A 19,296-nucleotide genomic window follows, 5' to 3' on the forward strand; every position below is an offset into this window, starting at 1 on the left:
GGAGCGGATACCAGGCTCCCCTCTCCCACATTGTGTGAGAGGGGAGAAAACAAATGACATAACAAGACGGAGGAGACTATGACATCAACCTTGAAACGGATCGCCGCCGCCGCGCTGGCCGTGGCATCGCTAGCCGCCCACGCCCAGCCCAAGGCCGGCATTTCCGACGATGTGGTCAAGATCGGCCTGCTGCTGGACATGAGCGGGCTCTATGCCGATGTCACGGGCCGGGGCAGCGCCACGGCGGCCCAGATGGCCATCGACGACTACGGCGGCAAGGTGCTGGGCAAGAAGGTGGAGCTGGTGGTGGTGGATCACCAGAACAAGGCCGACGTCGCCGCCAACAAGGCGCGCGAATGGTTCGACCAGGACAAGGTCGATGCCATCCTGGACGTGGCCGCGTCGGCGCCGGCGCTGGCCGTGCTGGACGTGGCCCGGCAGAAGAACAGGATCGTGGTGTTCTCTGGCCCGGGCACCGAGCGCATTACCAACGATCTCTGCACGCCGGTTTCGGTCCACTACGCCTATGACACCTACGCGCTGGCCAACACCACGGCCCGCGCGATGGTGCAGCGCGGCGGCAAGACCTGGTTCTTCCTGACGGCCGACTACGCGTTCGGCCACACGCTGCAGCAATCGGCCACGACGGTGGTGCAAGAGGCCGGCGGCCAGGTGCTGGGTGCGGCCCGGCATCCGATCAACACCAGCGACTTTGCCTCGTACCTGCTGCAGGCCCAGGCCAGCAAGGCGCAGGTGGTGGGCCTGGCCAACGCGGGCGGCGACACCGTCAATGCCATCAAGGCCGCGTCGGAATTCGGGCTGACGAAGAACGGCACCCAGAAGATGGCCGGCCTGCTGCTCTATATCAACGATATCCACGCCATCGGCCTGAAGACGGCGCAGGGGCTGGTGCTGACCGAGGCGTTCTACTGGGACATGAACGACGCCACGCGGGCCTGGTCGCGCAAGTACTTCGACAAGGTCAGGAAGATGCCGAACATGAGCCAGGCCGGCGTCTATTCGTCGGTCACGCACTATCTGAAGGCCGTGCAGGCCGCCGGCACCGACGAGACCGCCGCCGTGATGAAGCAGATGAAGGCGCTGCCAATCCAGGACTTTTTCGCCAAAAACGGCCGCATCCGCGAGGACGGCCGCATGATCCACGACATGTACCTGTTCGAGGTCAAGAAGCCCGAAGAATCGAAGTACCCGTGGGACTACTACAAGTTGCTGGCCACGGTGCCCGGCGACCAGGCCTTCATGCCGGTGGCCAGGTCGCAGTGCCCGCTGCTCAGGAAATGAACGCTGCCGCGACGGCTGCATTGGCGATACCCAGCTACGTGCGCGGGGCGGGCAACACCCGCTTCGGACGCCTGCCCGGCAGCTCCCCGCTGACGCTGATGGCACAGGCCGCCGATGCCGCGCTCGATGCCGCGCGGCTGGCGCGCGCCGAGGTGGACGGCGTGTTGTGCGGCTACGCCACCACGCTGCCGCACCTGATGCTGGCCGACCGTTTCTGCGAATTCGCGTCGCTGCAGCCGGCCTATGCCCACGGCATGGCTGGGGGCGGCGCCACGGGCGGGCTGATGGCGATGCTGGCGCATGATCTGGTGCGCGCTGGCCGTTGCCGCAACGTGCTGGTGGTGGCTGGCGAGAACCGCCTCAGCGGCCAGAGCCGAGATCAGTCGGTACAGACGCTGGCGCAGGTGGGCGAGCCCGAGATCGAAGTGCCGAACGGCGCGTCGGTGCCGGCCTACTACGCGCTGCTGGCCTCGCGCTACCTGCACGAGGTGGGCCTGGATGCCGATGCGCTGTCTGACTTCGCGGTGCTGATGCGGCGCCATGCCGCCGGGCACCCCGACGCGCACCTGCGCGATCCGCTGTCGCTGCAGGCCGCCCGCCAGGCACGGCCGATCGCGTCGCCGCTGCGGCTGTCGGACTGCTGCCCGATCTCGGACGGCGCCGTGGCGCTGGTGGTATCGGCCGAACCGGGCACCGGCACGCCAGTACGCATCGCAGGCGCCGGCCAGGCGCATCGGCACCAGCACCTTGGCGCGCTCGACGACGTGATGCGCAGCGGCGCATCCGACGCCGCCGGGCGCGCCTTGGCCGAAGCCGGCTGCGCGCTGGCCGATATCGACTATCTGGCGATCTACGACTCGTTCACGATCACGCTGGTCATGCTGCTGGAGGAAATCGGCATCGCCCCGCGCGGCCAGGCCGTCGCCCGGCTGCGTGCCGGCGATTTCGACACAGATGGTGCGTTGCCCCTCAACACGCATGGCGGGCTGCTGGCATTTGGCCATTCGGGCGTGGCGGGCGGATTGATGCACCTTGCCGAAGCGGCGCGCCAGCTGGCCGGCCGGGCCGGCGCCCGGCAATTGCCGCAATCTCGGAAGCGCGCCTTGTTTCATGCCGATGGCGGCGTGCTGTCGTCGCATGTGAGCCTGATCCTGGAGACCGCATGAGCGAACCGCCATCCCAATCCCCCTACACCGAAGGCCTGGCCGCTGGCGTGGTGCGCTACCAGACCTGCGAGATCTGCGGCGCCTGGCAGCCGCTGCAGCGCCATGCCTGCCGCACCTGCGGCAGCCGGCAACTGGCCTGGCGCGATGGCAACGGCCAGGCCAACGTCTACGCAGTGACCGAGGTGTTCCGGGCCCCCACCGAAGCTTTCCAGCCGCTGGTGCCTTACACGCTGGTGCTGGCTACCCTCGATGAAGGCCCGCGCGTGATGGGCCACGCCGACCCGGGCATCGCCATTGGCGACCGCGTGCGCGCCGCGGTGTTCCACCACGCCGGGCAGCCGCTGCTGCGTTTTTCCCGGATTTGATCTGAACAGCCATCGGCAGACCTCAAAACAATGTCCTCCGCCCTCTCCACCCTCGCCACCCTGCTCTCGCCCCGTTCGGTCGCCATCGTCGGCGCCTCCGACAACATCCACAAGATCGGCGGCCGCCCGATCCACTACATGCAGACCATGGGCTATACCGGCGCCATCTATCCGGTCAACCCGCAGCGCGCATCGCTGCAGGGGCTGCCCGCGTACCCGTCGCTCGATGCGCTCCCCGAGGCGCCCGAACTGGCGGTGATCGTGGTCGCCGGTGACGCGGCCGTACAGGCCGTGGCCGACTGCGCGCGGCTGGGCGTGGGTGCCGCCATCGTGATCGCGTCGGGATTCGGTGAGGCGGGCGAGGCAGGCAGGCGCCAGCAGGACGACATGGTACGCATCGCGCGGGAAGGCGGGCTGCGCATCGTCGGCCCCAACAGCCAGGGGCTGGCCAACTTTGGCAATGGCACGATCGCCAGTTTTTCGACGATGTTTATCGAGATTCCGCCGCAGGATGGCCCGGTGGCAGTGGTCAGCCAGAGCGGCGGCACGGCGGCGCTGGTCTACGGCCTGTTGCGCAACCAGGGGATCGGCGTACGGCATGTGCATGCCACCGGCAACCAGGCCGATGTGACCGTCAGCGAAATCGCGCTGGGCGTCGCGCAGGACCCCGATGTGCGCCTGCTCTTGTTGTATCTGGAAACGTTGACTGACCCGCAGATGCTGGCCGAAGCCGCTGCCGTGGCCCGCGCGCGCGGCATCCCCGTGGTGGCCGTCAAATCAGGCCGCTCGCAGGCGGGCGCCCGCGCCGCCGCATCGCACACCGGCGCCATGGCCAACGAAGACCGCGCCGTCGATGCCTTTCTGGCGCGCCATGGCATCTGGCGCGTCGAAGACGCCCACGCGCTGGCACGCTGCGCCCCGCTCTACCTGCGCGGCTGGCAGCCGGCCGGCCGCCGGCTGGTCGTCGTCAGCAACTCGGGCGCCAGCTGCGTGATGGCCACCGATACCGCCGATACCCTCGGCATGTCGATGGCGCCGCTGTCCGCCGCCACGCAATCCGCGCTGGCCGAACGCCTGCCCGGCTTTGCGGCCACGGCCAATCCGGTGGACGTCACCGCTGCCCTGCTGACCAACAGCGGCCTGTTTGGCGATGTCCTGCCGGTGGTCGGCGCCGACCCCTCCGCCGATCTGGTCCTGCTCGACATTCCGGTGGCCGGCATGGGCTACGACGTCCCACGCTTTGCCCGCGATGCCGCACGGTTTGCCGACCAGGCTGGCAAGCCGATCGCCGTGGCCGCGTGGCAGGACACGGTGGTCAGCCAATTCCGCGCGGCCAACGTGCCGACGTTCGTGCACGCCGCCGATGCGCTGGCCGCCTTCCATCAGCTGACCGCCCACCAGCAACTGCTGCGCGACGTGGCGGGCGAGCCCGCCATGCCGCCGATCGTTCCGTTCAACATCGCCACGCCTTCCCGCACGCTCAGCGAGGCCGCCAGCCTGGCCCGGCTGGCAGAAGCCGGCGTGCCGGTGGTCGAGCACTACCTGTGCCAGAGCGCCGACGACGCCGTGGCGGCGTGGCAGCGGATTGGCGCGCCGGTCGCGGTCAAGGCCAGTTCCCCGGCTGTGCCGCACAAGAGCGAACACGGCCTGGTGGCCCTGAACTGCAACAGCCGCGATGCAATTGTCGACGCCTTCCACAAGCAAACGCAGACACTCGACGCCATGCACGCCCCATGCGAAGGCGTGATCGTCGCGCGCATGTCGCGCGGCCAGCGCGAATGCATGGTCGGCGCCCACTGGGACCCGGTCTTTGGCGCAGTGCTGCTGGTGGGCGACGGCGGCAAGTACGTAGAAGTGGTGCGCGACACGGCGGTACTGCTGGCCCCCGCCAGCCCAGCCGCCATCGAACGCGCGATACGCAGCCTGCGCATGGCCCCACTGCTCGACGGCGTACGCGGCGAGGCCGCCCTCGATGTTGCCGCCCTGTGCGACGTGGCCGCCAGGGTCGGCAACCTCGTGCATCAGGCGCAAGGCCAGATCCGCTCTGTGGATCTGAACCCGGTCATGCTCGGGTCAGAGGGGGCGCTGGTGGTGGATGGGTTGATGGAGGTGGCGTAGCCGGTCCGGATATGGCTTCCAGCTACCAAAGGATAGCTACCAAAGGGCGTCGTCAGGCACCATCGGAGAAAAGTGCCCAGGCTGATTGATCCAACCATTTAAGCCGCCGTCGCATCGCATGCGCCATGTGGGGAAGTCTTTGGCGGCTTGCTGGACAACGCTGCATTTCGTGCCTGGCGGGAGAACCGCCAGTACCGGAAAACGCTCGGGGTGCTTGTCCGTGCTACTGGGACGAACGTCTACCATGTCGACGTAGAGCTTTACCGGTCTCACGGCCGTATATGTTTTCCAGTCGAGAAGCCGGTATCCACCGAACGTCATCAGAAAGCCGCACACGACCAACGCCGACAGCAGCGCCACCGCCAATCGCTTACCAGTTACCAGATGCACCGCCATGCCATCCCTTCGGGTAATTGCGCGTCTCCACTAACCGAGAGGAACGCCCCAGCATCTTGAGCATCTCCTTCGGCGACACGGGGAGGTCAAAGAAGCGGGGATCCTTCGACACCACGCCCGCGATCGCCAGGACTTCGGCAACGTTGGAACTGCACGAGTTGGTCAACAGGTTGTAGCGTTTGCCCGCCGACACCCGCCTTTCGAGTTCGGCTCGCATGCGTTCCTTTTCGTCCGGGGTCACCCAGAGCAGAAAGCCGATTCCATCACGATGCGCCCCTCGACGGTGCCCATCAAAATCTACCCAAGGCGGCCGGGTCTGTCCGATGACATAGTCCCGATACGATCCGGTTTCGTATTGGCTAAGTACCCGACTGTAGACAATCCCATCGATCTCGATGGCAACATGGCCCCATTGGGACCCGGCCGATATAATCGCGCCATCCAGCACTAGCACTTCAACGAATTCGCGCTCGACTTCCACGTTCTTGATGGCGTCATCCTTCATGCTGGTTGTCGTACGCGTCGCAATTCGCTTAAATCGTTTTCCCTCGGCATTCGTTACGAACACGGTCATGCTTCCCCCTCCACGTAGATGGTGATGTGTTCAGACTCGACGGTGGCGGACAGCATGTGGGTTTTGCCTTCGGCGTCCGTTGTCCCGAACTCAAGACTGCCATCCGCTCTTTGCAGGGCATACGCAACACGAGTCAAGGGCGCCTTGGAACGGCTATCCCGCAATACGAATCGCTCGTTGAACATGGGACCCGCCGAAGCCGGAACATCGGGGCTTGGTGCGGAAGCCGTGGCGCCCGCAGTTGCCGCGAATGGCGCAGCCACCGCTCGATCAACGACCTCGATGGAAAAATCTTGCTGCGAATGGATAACGCGGGGCGGCTCGGCGCACTTGCAGTACACGCGCGCGCCGCTCACCAGGAGCCGCATTCCCATGACATCGAAATTTGGGGTGCAGTCGTTATAGACGCGACCCTGGGCCTTGCAGGCCGGGCAAGTGGCCGTGTCGCCTTCCAAGGCGACGGTCTTGCCGTGATGCGTGAAGAAGAAACGTTTGTCGGCGATCAGGACGCCGCCCGTTGTCGTGGCGTCGCCGTCCCGCAGTGCATACCTGATATCAGCCATGTCGTCTCCATCAAGAATGGCGCCCATTCTTGATAGGCCCCGATGGACACGCAATCGCCGAACGCTGAAACCGGGCACAGCATCGAACCCCCGCCCCGATTGTTCACATCTCAAGACAAACTGTCAGACGATTCGCTCTTCTTTGCTTTGTCGCTAATCGTTACATTTCAGGCGCCGCATCGCGCCTGAGCCCTTACGGAGGCGCGCGTGCGCGCGTCTCACTACAAGGATAACGAAGCATGAAGACCCGTCTCGCCTGCCTGGCCGCCATGGCCGTCCTGCCTGCCCTGCCCGCCACGGCGCAGGCTCAATCGAGCATCACGCTGTATGGCGTGGTGGATGCCGGCGTGGAGTTCCTGACCCACGCCCCGAACACCACTACCGGCGGCAGCAACAATCTGGTGCGGATGTCGGCCGGCAACCTGTCGACGTCGCGTTGGGGCCTGCGTGGCGCCGAAGACCTGGGCGGTGGCCTGAAGGCGGTCTTCACGCTGGAGAGCGGTTTTGATCTGGATACCGGCAGCCTGAACCAGGGCGGCCGCCTGTTCGGCCGGCAGGCCTTCGTGGGTCTGCAGAATCAGTACGGCACGCTGTCGCTGGGTCGTCACCAGACGGTGCTGTACGACTTTTCGCTGGCCTACGACCCGATGGCCATCGCCACGCGCTATTCGGTGTTGATGCATGACAAGTGGATGTCGGGCCGTGCGGACAATTCGCTGAAGTTCACCGGCCAGACCGGCGCGTTCTACTACGGCCTGTTCTACAGCACCGGCTACGACAGCAGCGCCGGCGGCGAAGTGCCGGGCGACTACAAGGCTGGCCGCAACTGGTCGGTGGCCGGTGGCTACGATGCCGGTCCGGTGTCGGCACGCGTGGTCTATGACGAAGTGCGTGGCAGCACCGTCGCCACCGACGACAACCGCGAGCGCCGCGCCACCATCGGTGCCAGCTACAACTTTGGCCGTGGCCGCGCGTTTGCCGGCTATCGCTGGTACTACGGCGACTTCGCCAGCAGCTCGCTGCGCACCAACCTGTACTGGGTCGGCGCCACCTACCAGGTGACCCCGGCCATCGCCGTGACCGGCGCCGCCTACTACACCGACGTGCGCAACAGCAACGGCGATCCGTACAGCTTCGTGCTGTCGGGTACCTATGCGCTGTCCAAGCGCACCGACCTCTACGCGATCACCGCCTACGCGCAGAACCGCAGCGGTTCGTCGATGGGCCTGTCGGGCTTTGGCCCGTCGCTGAACGGCAGCGCCACCACGCTGACCGCCACCAGCGAGCAGGTACGTGCCGGCCAGAGCCAGTTCGGCGCCATCATCGGCGTGCGCCACCGCTTCTGATCCACGTCTGATCCACGTCTGATCCACGTCTGACCAACGATTGAGCTTCATCGGATCGTAAAGCGTCCAGACTCCACGGCGAAGACTTTCCCTTCGTCTTTCTATGGGCCCGCACAGGTCACTGCCTGGCGGGCCTCTTTCTTTTGTGGCGGCTGGCGGTCTGGTTTGCTCCCCTCTCCCGCAGGCGGAAGAGGGAAGCAAACCGAGGGTGCATTAAACGCTTGCGGCCAACCCCAGCGTCTTCAGCGCCGCGTCCAGCGACGCCTGTTGCTCTGCGGCGTACAGCGCCAGTTCATCGCTGACCGTCGCGCCCAGCGCCTGCTCGAAAGCCGCGCGGTTGGGCGATGCCTGCAGGTCGTCGCGGTTTTCGTCGCCCAGGTTCGACTGGAAGATGCCGGCGGCGCTGACCGGCAGGAAGTCTTCGTAGGTGATCGGCTCAGCCACCAGCGCGCCGGCGGCAATCAGTGCTTCCAGATCGCCACCATCGGCCGCCGCATTGCCCACCGCGTAGCGGTAATACGCCAGGCCCTGCTGGCGCAGCGACTGGTGGTCGTCCGGGAACGCCCGGAAGACGTCGCCAAGCGTCTTGCGATAGGCGTCGGCGTTCGAACCGTCGCCAGCCGGGGTGATGACCTTGCGTACTTCGTTCAGCAGTTCGTCGTAGAGCTTGCGGCCCTTGGCGGTCAGCGCCACGCCGCGTTGCTCGATCTCGCCAAAGCGCGCCGTATGGGTGCCGGCTTCGCCGCCATCTCGGAAGGTGACCGGCTCGCTCAGGGCCAGGAAACTGGTCTGACGCAACAGGATCGGGCAGCGGCGCGTCGGCGGGCCTTCCACCACGGCCTTCGGGCTGATGCCGCGTGCCGGCATCTGCGTCTGGACGATATCGATGTCCAGCGTGCGCGGGGTCAGGTGGTTGATGTGCGGGCCGGGGAAGCACACGATGTCCGCGATCAGCGGATGCGTCTTGCGCAGCTTCCAGTACAGGTCGGCTTCGACGGTGGACTTGCCGTGCCAGCGGAATGTCTCCAGCGCCTCGGCCACGAAGCGGGCGGCGTCGTCGGCAGCCAGGCCGCCCTGCTGCTCGGCGCGCTCGATCAGTGCCAGGCAGCCCGGCGTGAAGATCGACCGCGTGGCCAGCACTGCCGCGGCGGCGTCGCGCAGCGCGGCGTCCTGGATCAGGTCCAGGCGCAGTAGCGACGTGAAGACGCGGAACGGGTTCTCGGCCAGGCCGGCGGTGTCCTTCGGCCGGAACGCCGTGGAGTGGACCGGCACGCCGGCCACGGACAAATCGTAGTAACCCACCGGGAACATGCCCATCACGGCGAACAGGCGACGGATCGTGGCCAATTCCTCAGGTGTACCCACGCGGATGGCGCCGTGGCGCTCCACCTCGATGCGCGATTCCTGGCCGGCCGCACCGGCGGCCACGGCACCGACGCTGGCCAGCACTTCGGCATTGACATCGGATACCAGCGCCATCAGCGTGCCGTACTGCGGCACCTCGGCACGGTACATATCGGACATGGCGCGCGAGAACTGGGCGCGGATCTGGCTGGGGGACGTGAAAGCGGCAGACATGTTATTCCGGGGACGACGGGATCACAAAAAGAGCCGCCAAGTGTGGTCGGGCGGCTTTCGGGCGGCAAGTGATATTTCCGGGCGACTTGATGCGCTTTACGCATTAACTTGATGCCCGGCCGGATGGGCGATCGGAATTCAGGTGCCCTCGCACTGGCGCAGCAGCCAGTCGGCAAACAGCGCCGCCTTGTCCCGATCCGTGCCGTCGCCGGGTTTGGCCTGCCGGTAGGTCAGGAAATAGGCGCCGTGCCGACCGGACGCCGGCGCCCCGGCGAACGGCAGCGCCGCCAGCTGGCCGCTTTCGATCTCCGTGCGCACCATCATTTCTGGCAAAACGGCGATGCCAAGCCCGCAGATCGCTGCGCCCGTGACCATCGTGAACAGGTCGTAGCGCGGCCCCAGGCGCGCGCGGCGCCGGATCGCCTCGTCGTCGCCGCCGAACCAGTCGGGCCATGCATCGGGGCGGCTGGCCAGATGCAGCAGCGGCATGCTCAGCAGGTCTTCGCGTTGGCGCAGGGCCGCGCCCTGCAGCAGTCGCGGGCTGCACACCGGGATCGACGGCCCCTCTTCCAGCAGCGTGGCCGACGGATGCCCGTCCCAGGCGTCGTTGCCAAAATAGATGGCCGCATCGAACAGCGAATCGGCAAAGTGGAACGGCTCGGGCCGCGCGTGGATATTGACGACGATGCGTGGATGCTCGGCCCGGAAGCCGGCCAGGCGCGGAATCAGCCATTGCGTGGCGAAAGTGGGCACGACGGCGAGTTCCAGCACCTCCATGCCGCCAGCGCGCGACGCCAGATCCTTGGTGGCGCGCTCGATGGCCTTCAGTTCGGCGCGGATGTCGCGCACATAGCGGTCGCCGTCGGGCGTCAGCACCACGCGCTGGCGCACCCGTTCGAAGAAACGCACGCCTAGCCGTTCCTCCATGGCCTGGATCTGCCGGGAAATCGCGCTTTCGGTGACGTTCAGTTCGGCCGCGGCGCGCGTGAAGCTGCCAAGTCGGGCAGCGCACTCAAGCATCTGGAGTGCGATCAGGCTGGGCAGGCGCATGGTTCAGGGGGCTGGCAATGAGCAAAAAACACGGCGGATGCGGAATTCACGGGCGCGCGATGGCTGACAGGATGCGCCTGAGCTTGTCGGGGTTGCGTTGTGCGTGGATGCTGACAATGCGCTCGCCATCGGTCTCGATGCTCTGGGCCGATTCGAGCTGGCCATCGACAAAGCGCAGCAGCGCCCACTGGCCGTTGAGCACCACCATTTGCACATGCACCGCCAGGCCGCGCCGCTGCGCCGCGAAGAGGACTTGCGCGATCTTGCCGCCGCCGACCAGCGGCTTCGGAAAGCTCGACACCTTGCCGCCGCCGTCGCCAATCAGCGTGGCTTCGTCGGCCAGCAGGTCCCGGATCGCGTCGAATGTGCCCTGCTCCAGCGCCTGGGCAAAGCGCCGCACCAGGGTCAGGTGCGCGTCCTTGCGTACGGGGGATTGCGGTCGGGCATCGCGCAACTGGGTCTTGGCGCGGCTCACCAGCTGGCGGCAGGCCGCCTCGCTCTTGCCGATGACCTCGGCCACCTGGCTGTAGTCGGCGTCGAACACTTCACGCAGCAGAAAGGCCGCGCGCGCTTCGGGCGTCAGGCGTTCCAGCAGGAACAGGAACGCCACCGACACGTCGTCGGCACGCTCGTAGAGGGCTTCGGGCGTATCGGCGCCTTCGGACATTAGCGGCTCAGGCAGCCAGATACCGGCGTAGTGCTCGCGCTGCAGCCTGGCCGCGCGCAGATGATCGATGGCCAGCCGCGTGGTCACCGATACCAGCCACGCCTCGGGGTTGTCGATGGCGTTGCGATCGGTGCCGTGCCAGCGCAGCCAGGCGTCCTGCACGACATCCTCGGCCTCGGCCACGGCGCCCAGCATGCGGTACGCAATGCCCTGCAGGCGGGGGCGAAGCTGGTCAAAGGTCTGGCTGTGATCGGGGGCAGGCGCGGCCATGGCACAAGTGTCCTTGCGGTGGGCTGCCATTGTGGCATTGGCGCCCCCTCGCCGTCTCGCATCGTGTCTGACTGCGCCCTTGAAATTTCCGAACCACTGTATATATTTACAGTGTACTGTATGGATAGACAGTACCAACGTCGTGAGATGGATTAAACAGTGTCGGAACCTTCGGAGCCCTGAAATGGAACACCTGATCCGTGTGCAGAATGAATATGACCGCCAGGTACTGGTCTGGCTGCGTGGACGGATTGGCGACGCAGCCTTGGTGTCGGCCGCGCGCCGCACCGCCGCGGACGGGAAAAAGCCTTATCTCTCAACGATTTGCCGCCTGCTGAACATCCGGCCGCCGTCGCGCCGCAGCTTTGCCGACGAGGCCCGCAAGACCCACCGGGCGGTGGGTGAACGTTATCTGGCGCAGATCCGCCAGATCCTGGCCAAGCCGGGCGCCCCGCACGCACAGCGCGAAACCGGGCATGAGGCCCGGCCGCAGGGTTCCCTCTTCTAGGCACCGTTCGGACGCCGCCGAGGTTTAGTCCGAATTATTGAAATCCTATAATTTGGACTAAACCGCTGGCAGATCCTGCTTTCAGATCACTTTTTGCTGACCTGTTCACCGCCCTATCATTGCGGCAGATCGGTCACGCGCATCGCCGGCGTGATCTGCCGCGGATCGGTCACCAGTTCCAGCACGGCCGGCTTGCCGGCCTGCTGCGCCCGTTCGAAGGCGGCGGCGAAGTCCTCGGTCCGCTCCACGCGCTCGGCCCAGGCGCCGCAAGCCTTGGCCATTTGCACAAAGTCGGGATTGACGATGCGCGTGCCGCTCTGGCGGCCCGGATAGCGGCGCTCCTGGTGCATCCGGATCGTGCCGTACATGCGGTTGTTCACCACGATCACGATCAGGTTCACGCCGTGGGCGGCGGCCGTGGCGATTTCCTGCGGATACATCAGAAAACAGCCGTCGCCGGCAAAGCACACCACGGTTTTTTCCGGAAAGCGCAGCTTGGCGGCAATGGCGGCCGGCAGGCCGTAGCCCATCGCGCCGCACGTCGGGGCCAGTTGGGTACGCGAACGCTTGTAGGCATAGAAGCGGTGCAGCCAGACCGTGTAGTTGCCAGCGCCGTTGGACAGCATGGCGTCCTCGGGCAGCACCCGGTTCAGGTGCGCCATGGCGGCGCCCATGTCCACGCCGGTCAGTTCGGCGTGAGGCTTCGGCGGCGTGACAAAGGCCTCGTGGTCGGCGCGCGCGCCGGCGGTCCAGTCCGTCCAGGCCACCGAAGCGGGCGCGTCCAGCGATGCCAGCATGGCGGCGCCCGGCTCGACGCCGGCGTGGATCGGCAGCGTGGCCTGATAGACGCGGCCCAGCTCGAAGCTGTCGGCATGGATATGCACGAGCTTCTGCTTCGGCTGCGGGACTTCCAGTAGCGAATAGCTATCGGTGGCGATATCGCCAAGCCGCGTGCCAAAGGCCACGATCAGGTCGGCCGACTTCACGCGTTCGGCCAGCTTGGGGCTGACGCCCAGGCTCAGGTGGCCCACGTAGTGCGGGTCGCGGTTGTCGATCACGTCCTGGCGGCGGAAGGCGCAGGCCACGGGCAGATCCCAGGCGTTGACGAACGCGGCGAAGTCGCGCACGGTCTGGCCGGTCCAGTTGGCGCCGCCGGCAATCACCAGCGGACGCTGGGCACCGGCCAGCGCGGCCGCCAGCGCCTGGGCATCTTCGGGGCGCGGTGCGGCGGCCACGGCGCGGTACGGCGCGGCATCGGCCACTTCCACCAGACCATCGAGCACGTCCTCGGGCAGCGCCAGCACCACCGGGCCCGGGCGGCCCGACGTGGCCACCTGGAACGCGCGCGCCACCATCTCCGGAATGCGTGCCGGATCGTCGATCTCGGCCGCCCACTTGCACATCGACCCGAACACGGCCGCGTAGTCCACCTCCTGGAATGCCTCGCGCCCCTTGTGCTCGCGGGCGATCTGGCCAACGAACAGGATCATCGGCGTGGAGTCCTGCTGGGCGATATGCACGCCGATGCTGCCATGCGTGGCACCGGGGCCGCGCGTCACGAAGCAGATGCCGGGACGCCCCGTCAGCTTGCCGTCGGCCTCGGCCATGTTGGCGGCGGCGCCTTCGTGCTTGCAGACCACAAGGTCGATGGCCGGCTGGTCGTGCAGCGCGTCCAGCACGTCGAGAAAGCTCTCGCCCGGCACGCAGAAAATGCGTTCGGTGCCATGGATGCGTAGTTGGTCTACAAGGACACGGCCGCCGGTGCGGGCCGTCTGGGAGGCGTGGGAGGTCATGTCGGGTGTGGTCGCGTTATCGACGTGAAAGATCGGCGGCAGGATCGCAATGTCTGCAATTGTTCCGTTTGACGTGCGCGGCTGCGCGGCCTATCGTGCATTTCTGTTATGCAAATTCTGCAAGTCGCCACCGCCCGGGCCCGTGTAGATTTGCGGGCGAGGCGCAGCACAAGACGCCCCGCCTGACCCACGTTTCCGTTGCGGAAACCGTCAGGCAGAACGGCAGCCCGGACCGGGACTGCCGCACACGAACGTTCGCGCTACAGGAGACATGATATGAATTTTCCCCATCGCCTGATGCGGCCGATGCTGGCCGTGCTTTGTACCGGATGCATGGCGGTCGCCACGCAGGCCCGCGCCCAGGGTGCCGATCACTACCCGAGCAAGCCCATCACCTACGTGGTGCCGTTTGCCGCCGGGGGCACCACCGACCTGCTGGGCCGGCTGATCGGCCAGCGGCTGTCGCAGGTGCTGGGGCAATCGGTGGTGGTGGAAAACCGCGCCGGCGCGGGCGGCAATATCGGTTCCGACTACGTGGCCAAGGCCCCCGCTGACGGCTACACGCTGCTGGGCGGCACGATCAGCTCGCACGCCATCAACGTGAGCCTGTACCCGAAGATGCCGTATGACCCGGTCAAGAACTTCCAGCCCATCGCGCTGATCGGCACGTTGCCGAACGTGCTGGTGGTCAATGCCAACAGCCCGTGGAAAAGTGTGCAGGACGTGATCGCCGCCGCCAAGGCCAAGCCGGGTACGGTCAATTTCGGTTCGTCGGGCAATGGCACGTCGCAGCACCTGGCTGCCGAACTGTTTGCCAACATGGCCGGGTTGCGCATGACCCATGTGCCTTACAAGGGCAGCAGCCAGGCGGTGCAGGCGCTGCTGGGCAACCAGGTGGACCTGGTGTTCGAGAACAGCGTGGCCGCCATGCCGATGATCCAGTCGGGCAAGTTCCGCGCGCTGGCCACTACCGGCGCCAAACGCGCGGCCGAGCTGCCCGACGTACCGACCATGGCGGAGTCGGGCCTGAACGGCTACGAGATCGTGTCGTGGCAGGCCATCTTCGCGCCGGCCGGCACGCCCAGGCCCATCGTCGACAAGCTGTCGAGCGAGATCGGCAAGATCATCCGCCAGCCGGACGTGCGCGCCAGGCTGGCGTCGATGGGGGTGGAGCCGTCGGGCGCCGGCCCCACCGAACTGGGCAATTTCCAGAAGAGCGAAGTCGCCAAATGGGCAAACCTGATCAAGGTGGCCAATATTCACCTGGAGTAAGCATGAGTGATCACCGTATCCCGACTGCCGGCCTGCACCAATGGGTGGCAGACCTTTGGCTGGCGGCGGGCTCCGACGCCCGCGAGGCCCGGCTGACCGCCGATCATCTGGTGGGGGCCAACCTGTCCGGCCACGATTCGCATGGCGTGGGCATGATTCCCAAGTACGTGATGTCGTGGCAGGCCGACCAGCTCCAGCTGAACCAGCAGGTCAGCGTGGTGCATGAATCGGGCGGCATCCTGAGCCTGGACGGCAACCGTGGCATGGGCCAGGCCGTGACCGAACAGGCCATGGGCCTGGGCATCGAACGCGCGAAGGAACATGGCGTGTGCGTGCTGGGCCTGCGCCGGTCGCACCATCTGGGCCGTGTGGGCCACTGGGCCGAACAGGCCACGGCGGCCGGCATGATCTCGATCCACTTCGTCAATGTGCTATCCAAGCCGATCGTGGCCCCGCATGGCGGCTACGATCCGCGCTTTGGTACCAATCCGTTCACGATTGGCGTGCCGGTGGCCGGCCAGCCGCCGCTGGTGCTGGACTTCGCCACCAGCGCCATCGCGCTGGGCAAGGTGCGCGTGGCCCACAACAAGGGCGTGCCGGTGCCGCCGGGCTGCCTGATGGACCCGCAGGGCCACCCCACCGACGACCCCGCCGTGATGTTCCCGCACCCCGGCACGCCACAGGGCGCGCTGCGCACGTTCGGCGAGCACAAGGGCTACGTGCTGGCCGTGATGTGCGAACTGCTGGGCGCCGCCGTGACCGGCGGCCATACGATCCGCCCCGAAACGCTCACGCACGAGCACGCGGTGTGGAACAACATGCTGGCGATCATCTTCGATCCGGGGCGGCTGGGCAGCAGCACCACGTTCGGCCACGAGATGGAGTCGTTCGTGGAATGGATGAAGGCGTCACGCCTGCAACCGGGCAACGACGCCGTCCGCCTGCCCGGCGACCCCGAACGCGCCTGGCGCCGCGCCCGCGCCGAATACATTCCCGTGGACAGCAGCACGCTGGCCCAGCTTGACGATGCCGCCGCCCGCGTGCTGCAGGCCCGTGGCAAATCGCCGGGCCCGCTTTCCGCGCTGGCCGCCGACTGATCCAGGAGATCGACGATGTCCAACACCCCTCACCTGCCCCAGATCCACCCGCTGCCCAACAGGTTCCGGGCCGATGTGCTGGCGCGCAAGCGGCTGATTGGCCTGTGGAGTTCGCTCGGCCAGCCCGTGACCAGCGAGATTGTCGGCCTGGCCGGCTTTGACTGGATGCTGCTCGATGGCGAGCATTCGCCCAACGACGTGCTGACCTTCGCGCCCCAGTTGATGGCGCTCAAGGACAGCGTCAGCGCCCCCGTTGTACGGCCGCCGTGGAACGACCCGGTGATGCTCAAGCGCCTGCTCGATATCGGCTTCTACAACTTCCTGATTCCGTTCGTGGAATCGGCCGAGGAAGCCCGCCGCGCGGTGCGTGCCACGCGGTATCCGCCCGACGGCATCCGGGGCGTGTCGGGTGCCCAGCGGCAGAACCGCTATGGCACGCTGCCGGACTTCTTCAAGACCATCAACGACAACATCTGCGTGCTGGTGCAGATCGAAAGCCGCAAGGGCGTGGAAGCAGCCGCCGAGATTTGTGCGGAACCCGGGGTGGACGGCATTTTCATCGGCCCGAACGACCTGGCCGCGGCCTACGGGCATCTGGGCAATCCGAACCACCCCGATGTCCAGGCGGCGGTGAAACAGATCTACGATGCCGCCAACCACGCCGGCAAGGCCATCGGCACGCTGACGCCGGTCGAAGCCGACGCGCGGCGCTACCTGGATATGGGCGCGCACTTCGTGGCGGTGGGCATCGACCATGTATTGCTGCGCGATGCGGCCCGCGCGCTGCGCGACCGCTTTGCGTCCTGAAGCCATTTTGAACAGGAAGGAATCATGAGCAAGCTCGGATTTATCGGATTGGGCGTCATGGGCAAGCCCATGGCGGAACACTTGCAGGCCGGCGGCCATACCGTCTACGCGCACACGCGCAGCGGCGTGCCGCAGGACCTGCTCGACCGCGGCGTGCAGCCATGCGCCAACGCCACCGAGGTGGCCAGACAGGCCGACATCATCTTCCTGATGCTGCCCGATACGCCCGACGTGGCGCGGGTGCTGTTCGGTGACAACGGCGTGGCCGCCGGGCTGAGCCAGGGCAAGATCGTCGTGGACATGAGCTCGATCTCGCCGATCGACACGCGCGAGTTCGCCGCCAGGGTCGAAAAGCTCGGCTGCGACTATGTGGATGCGCCGGTGTCGGGCGGCGAAGTGGGCGCCAAGGCGGCCACGCTGTCGATCATGGCCGGCGGCAAGCAGGATGTCTTCGACAAGGTGCTGCCGCTGCTGCAATTGATGGGCAAGAACATCACGCTGGTGGGCAATGTCGGTGACGGCCAGGTGGCCAAGGTGGCCAATCAGGTGATCGTGGCGCTGACGATCGAGGCCGTCAGCGAGGCGCTGGTGCTGGCTGCCAAGGCCGGCGCCGACCCGGCGCGCGTGCGCCAGGCGTTGATGGGCGGCTTTGCCAGCTCGAAAATTCTTGAAGTCCACGGCGAACGGATGATCAAGCGCACGTTCAATCCGGGTTTCCGCATCGAACTGCATCAGAAGGATCTGAACCTGGCGTTGTCCACGGCGAAGCAACTGGGCCTGGGCATGCCGAATACGGCATCGACGCAGCAGTTGTTCAATGTGTGCGTGGCCCAGGGCGGCGCGGGCTGGGATCACTCGGGGCTGGTCAAGGCCATCGAGCACCTGTCGTCGTTCGCCATCGGCGATACGCCAAAATCGGCCGGATGACAACCATGTCGGCCGCGCTGAATTCCGACGATCTGGCGTGCTTTGTCTGCGTGGCCAACACGCAGAGCATTTCGCGTGCCGCGCTGGAACTTGGCGCCGACCAGTCAACCGTCAGCCGGCAGATTGCCCGGCTGGAGGCCGCGCTCGACACCCGGCTGTTTCATCGCAGCGGCCGGGGCGTGGTGCTGACCGAGGCCGGTACCACGCTGCTGGGTTACGCGCGACAGGTGGCCGCCACGCTGGCCGAGGCGCGCGCGGCGGTGCGGGCATCCACCGCACAGGGGCCGGCGCAGCTGGTCATCGCGGCGCAGCCGACCATCGCCAATACCGCGTTCGCGGCCATCGGCACGGCGCTGAAGGCGCGCTTTCCGGCGACGAAGATCCGCTTTGTGGAAGGTCTGGCCAACCCGGTGCTGGCGTGGCTGGCGGCCGGCGATATCGATGTGGCCCTGCTCTACCTGCCCGAACAGCAGGGCGCGCTCAAGGTGGACGTGCTGCTGGAAGAAGACCTGACGCTGGTCACGCCCACGTCATGGAGCCACCTCGGCCCCACGTTCCAGGCGCGCCGCCTGGGCGAAGTGCCGCTGATCCTGCCCAGCACGTCGCACGGGCTGCGCGTGCTGGCCGAATCGCTGGCGGCGCGCGTGGGCACCTCGCTGAACATGGCGATGGAGTGCGATGCCTCGAACACGGTGGCCATGCGGCTGGTGGAAGACGGCTGCGGCGCCACGCTGCTGCCGTTCGCGGCTGTGGCCGATCGCGTGGCCCAGGGCCGGCTGCATTCGGCGCGGCTGGTGGACCCGGTGGTGACGCGTCAGGTGGCGATGGCCACGGCGCGCAACCGGCCGGTGGTGCCGGAGTTGTGGGACATCATGCAGACGGTGCGGCAGTCCGTGCGCAATATCGTGATGTCGGGCGCCTGGCCGGGGGCGCGGCTGGTGTAGATCGCCGATGTCCGGTGGTTTTGCCCCCTCTCCCGGGAATGGAAGAGGGGGAAACAGACATCGCGGACATCAAGCCTTACTGCTTCGTCGTACCGTTCTGCAGTTCGGCCTTGGCCGTCTCGTCGGCGGCCTTCTTGGCGTCCTTGCGCTCGGACTTGGCCGCATTCACATCCTGCTTGTACTCGCCCTTGGCCGCCTTCTTCTCGGCCTTGTACTGGTCATTGGCGGCCTTGCGGGCCTCGCGGCGTTCCACGAGCGGGTCCTTCGGCGGCTGGACCTGGGTCGTGACCGGCGGGGCCGCAGTCGTGATGTCGGCCGGGGCGGCCGGCGCCTGCGTGGTCTGTGCAAAGGCGGTGACAGAGATCATGCCGGCTGCCAGGGCGCCAATCAGGGACGTGGTGCGAATGGTTCGTTGCTTGGACATGTTGAGACCTCTCAGGTGGTTGTTATCGAAAACGACGGGTGCGTTGTTTCCCACCGCGTGCCCAGTTTAGAAGCCGCACGGTGCCCCGTGTGCCGCATTCACACATCTCCTTACAAAACCTCGCCCGCA

Annotated in this window: 19 protein-coding genes; 11 read left to right on the forward strand and 8 right to left on the reverse strand. The window is 66.6% G+C overall.

Annotated elements, in window-relative coordinates:
- The first annotated feature begins 78 nt into the window (after nucleotides 1-78).
- The 4 genes from AC3FJ6_RS17650 to AC3FJ6_RS17665 are packed head-to-tail and all read left to right on the forward strand — an operon-like array spanning nucleotide 79 to nucleotide 4,951.
- Nucleotides 79-1,302, forward strand: coding sequence for an ABC transporter substrate-binding protein (locus AC3FJ6_RS17650; protein WP_488773045.1), 1,224 nt, complete (start codon nucleotides 79-81; stop codon nucleotides 1,300-1,302).
- Nucleotides 1,299-2,468 carry a thiolase family protein gene (locus AC3FJ6_RS17655; protein WP_488773046.1) on the forward strand — a complete coding sequence of 390 codons (1,170 nt, stop codon included), beginning with the start codon at nucleotides 1,299-1,301 and terminating at the stop codon, nucleotides 2,466-2,468. Before AC3FJ6_RS17650 ends, AC3FJ6_RS17655 begins: the two co-directional genes overlap by 4 nt.
- Nucleotides 2,465-2,833, forward strand: coding sequence for a Zn-ribbon domain-containing OB-fold protein (locus AC3FJ6_RS17660; RefSeq protein ID WP_488773047.1), 369 nt, complete (start codon nucleotides 2,465-2,467; stop codon nucleotides 2,831-2,833). Before AC3FJ6_RS17655 ends, AC3FJ6_RS17660 begins: the two co-directional genes overlap by 4 nt.
- 30 nt (nucleotides 2,834-2,863) lie before the next feature.
- Nucleotides 2,864-4,951 (forward strand): acetate--CoA ligase family protein, encoded by a 2,088-nt coding sequence (locus AC3FJ6_RS17665; protein ID WP_488773048.1) that lies wholly within the window; start codon nucleotides 2,864-2,866, stop codon nucleotides 4,949-4,951.
- 36 nt (nucleotides 4,952-4,987) lie between these two features.
- Here the strand turns inward: AC3FJ6_RS17665 and AC3FJ6_RS17670 are convergent, their stop codons facing one another.
- Genes AC3FJ6_RS17670 through AC3FJ6_RS17680 form a run of 3 tightly spaced genes read right to left on the reverse strand, consistent with a single transcriptional unit; the run spans nucleotide 4,988 to nucleotide 6,484 of the window.
- On the reverse strand, nucleotides 4,988-5,347 hold the full coding sequence (locus AC3FJ6_RS17670; RefSeq protein WP_488773049.1) for a hypothetical protein: 360 nt from the start codon (nucleotides 5,345-5,347) through the stop codon (nucleotides 4,988-4,990).
- Nucleotides 5,322-5,921, reverse strand: coding sequence for a hypothetical protein (locus AC3FJ6_RS17675; protein WP_488773050.1), 600 nt, complete (start codon nucleotides 5,919-5,921; stop codon nucleotides 5,322-5,324). Before AC3FJ6_RS17675 ends, AC3FJ6_RS17670 begins: the two co-directional genes overlap by 26 nt.
- Complete coding sequence (locus AC3FJ6_RS17680) at nucleotides 5,918-6,484, reverse strand: PAAR domain-containing protein (RefSeq protein WP_488773051.1); 567 nt, start codon at nucleotides 6,482-6,484, stop codon at nucleotides 5,918-5,920. The genes AC3FJ6_RS17675 and AC3FJ6_RS17680 overlap by 4 nt, the downstream gene beginning before the upstream one ends.
- Nucleotides 6,485-6,723: 239 nt before the next feature.
- On the opposite strand from AC3FJ6_RS17680, the gene AC3FJ6_RS17685 reads away from it, so the two are divergent.
- Nucleotides 6,724-7,830: a porin gene (locus AC3FJ6_RS17685; protein ID WP_488773052.1), complete on the forward strand. Its 1,107-nt coding sequence runs from the start codon at nucleotides 6,724-6,726 to the stop codon at nucleotides 7,828-7,830.
- Between the two features lie 213 nt (nucleotides 7,831-8,043).
- Here the strand turns inward: AC3FJ6_RS17685 and hglS are convergent, their stop codons facing one another.
- From hglS to AC3FJ6_RS17700, 3 genes are all read right to left on the reverse strand, one after another.
- A complete protein-coding gene (gene hglS, locus AC3FJ6_RS17690; RefSeq protein WP_488773053.1) occupies nucleotides 8,044-9,408 on the reverse strand; it encodes a 2-oxoadipate dioxygenase/decarboxylase HglS in 1,365 nt (454 codons plus the stop codon).
- Between the two features lie 138 nt (nucleotides 9,409-9,546).
- Entirely contained in the window at nucleotides 9,547-10,458 is a 912-nt protein-coding gene (locus AC3FJ6_RS17695; RefSeq protein ID WP_488773054.1) for a LysR substrate-binding domain-containing protein, read from the reverse strand.
- Nucleotides 10,459-10,504: 46 nt separating this feature from the next.
- A complete protein-coding gene (locus tag AC3FJ6_RS17700) occupies nucleotides 10,505-11,395 on the reverse strand; it encodes an RNA polymerase sigma-70 factor (RefSeq protein WP_488773055.1) in 891 nt (296 codons plus the stop codon).
- 184 nt (nucleotides 11,396-11,579) lie between these two features.
- Here AC3FJ6_RS17700 and AC3FJ6_RS17705 point away from each other — a divergent pair, with 184 nt between their 5' ends.
- The gene (locus tag AC3FJ6_RS17705; protein ID WP_488773056.1) at nucleotides 11,580-11,903 is read left to right on the forward strand and encodes a CppA family protein; all 324 of its coding nucleotides are present in this window, start codon (nucleotides 11,580-11,582) and stop codon (nucleotides 11,901-11,903) included.
- A 116-nt stretch (nucleotides 11,904-12,019) separates the two neighbouring features.
- Here the strand turns inward: AC3FJ6_RS17705 and AC3FJ6_RS17710 are convergent, their stop codons facing one another.
- The gene (locus AC3FJ6_RS17710) at nucleotides 12,020-13,696 is read right to left on the reverse strand and encodes a thiamine pyrophosphate-binding protein (protein WP_488773057.1); all 1,677 of its coding nucleotides are present in this window, start codon (nucleotides 13,694-13,696) and stop codon (nucleotides 12,020-12,022) included.
- A gap of 276 nt (nucleotides 13,697-13,972) precedes the next feature.
- Here AC3FJ6_RS17710 and AC3FJ6_RS17715 point away from each other — a divergent pair, with 276 nt between their 5' ends.
- Genes AC3FJ6_RS17715 through AC3FJ6_RS17735 form a run of 5 tightly spaced genes read left to right on the forward strand, consistent with a single transcriptional unit; the run spans nucleotide 13,973 to nucleotide 18,743 of the window.
- Complete coding sequence (locus AC3FJ6_RS17715) at nucleotides 13,973-14,968, forward strand: Bug family tripartite tricarboxylate transporter substrate binding protein (protein WP_488773058.1); 996 nt, start codon at nucleotides 13,973-13,975, stop codon at nucleotides 14,966-14,968.
- 2 nt (nucleotides 14,969-14,970) lie between these two features.
- Nucleotides 14,971-16,065 carry a malate/lactate/ureidoglycolate dehydrogenase gene (locus AC3FJ6_RS17720; protein WP_488773059.1) on the forward strand — a complete coding sequence of 365 codons (1,095 nt, stop codon included), beginning with the start codon at nucleotides 14,971-14,973 and terminating at the stop codon, nucleotides 16,063-16,065.
- Nucleotides 16,066-16,080: 15 nt separating this feature from the next.
- Nucleotides 16,081-16,872 carry a 2-dehydro-3-deoxyglucarate aldolase gene (garL, locus tag AC3FJ6_RS17725; RefSeq protein WP_488773060.1) on the forward strand — a complete coding sequence of 264 codons (792 nt, stop codon included), beginning with the start codon at nucleotides 16,081-16,083 and terminating at the stop codon, nucleotides 16,870-16,872.
- A gap of 24 nt (nucleotides 16,873-16,896) precedes the next feature.
- The gene (locus AC3FJ6_RS17730; protein ID WP_488773061.1) at nucleotides 16,897-17,799 is read left to right on the forward strand and encodes a 2-hydroxy-3-oxopropionate reductase; all 903 of its coding nucleotides are present in this window, start codon (nucleotides 16,897-16,899) and stop codon (nucleotides 17,797-17,799) included.
- 5 nt (nucleotides 17,800-17,804) lie between these two features.
- Nucleotides 17,805-18,743: a LysR family transcriptional regulator gene (locus AC3FJ6_RS17735; protein ID WP_153947720.1), complete on the forward strand. Its 939-nt coding sequence runs from the start codon at nucleotides 17,805-17,807 to the stop codon at nucleotides 18,741-18,743.
- A 76-nt stretch (nucleotides 18,744-18,819) separates the two neighbouring features.
- Here the strand turns inward: AC3FJ6_RS17735 and AC3FJ6_RS17740 are convergent, their stop codons facing one another.
- Nucleotides 18,820-19,167: a hypothetical protein gene (locus AC3FJ6_RS17740; RefSeq protein WP_153947721.1), complete on the reverse strand. Its 348-nt coding sequence runs from the start codon at nucleotides 19,165-19,167 to the stop codon at nucleotides 18,820-18,822.
- Between the last annotated feature and the right edge of the window lie 129 nt (nucleotides 19,168-19,296).

It is taken from the genome of Cupriavidus sp. 94F1, from assembly GCF_057798875.1.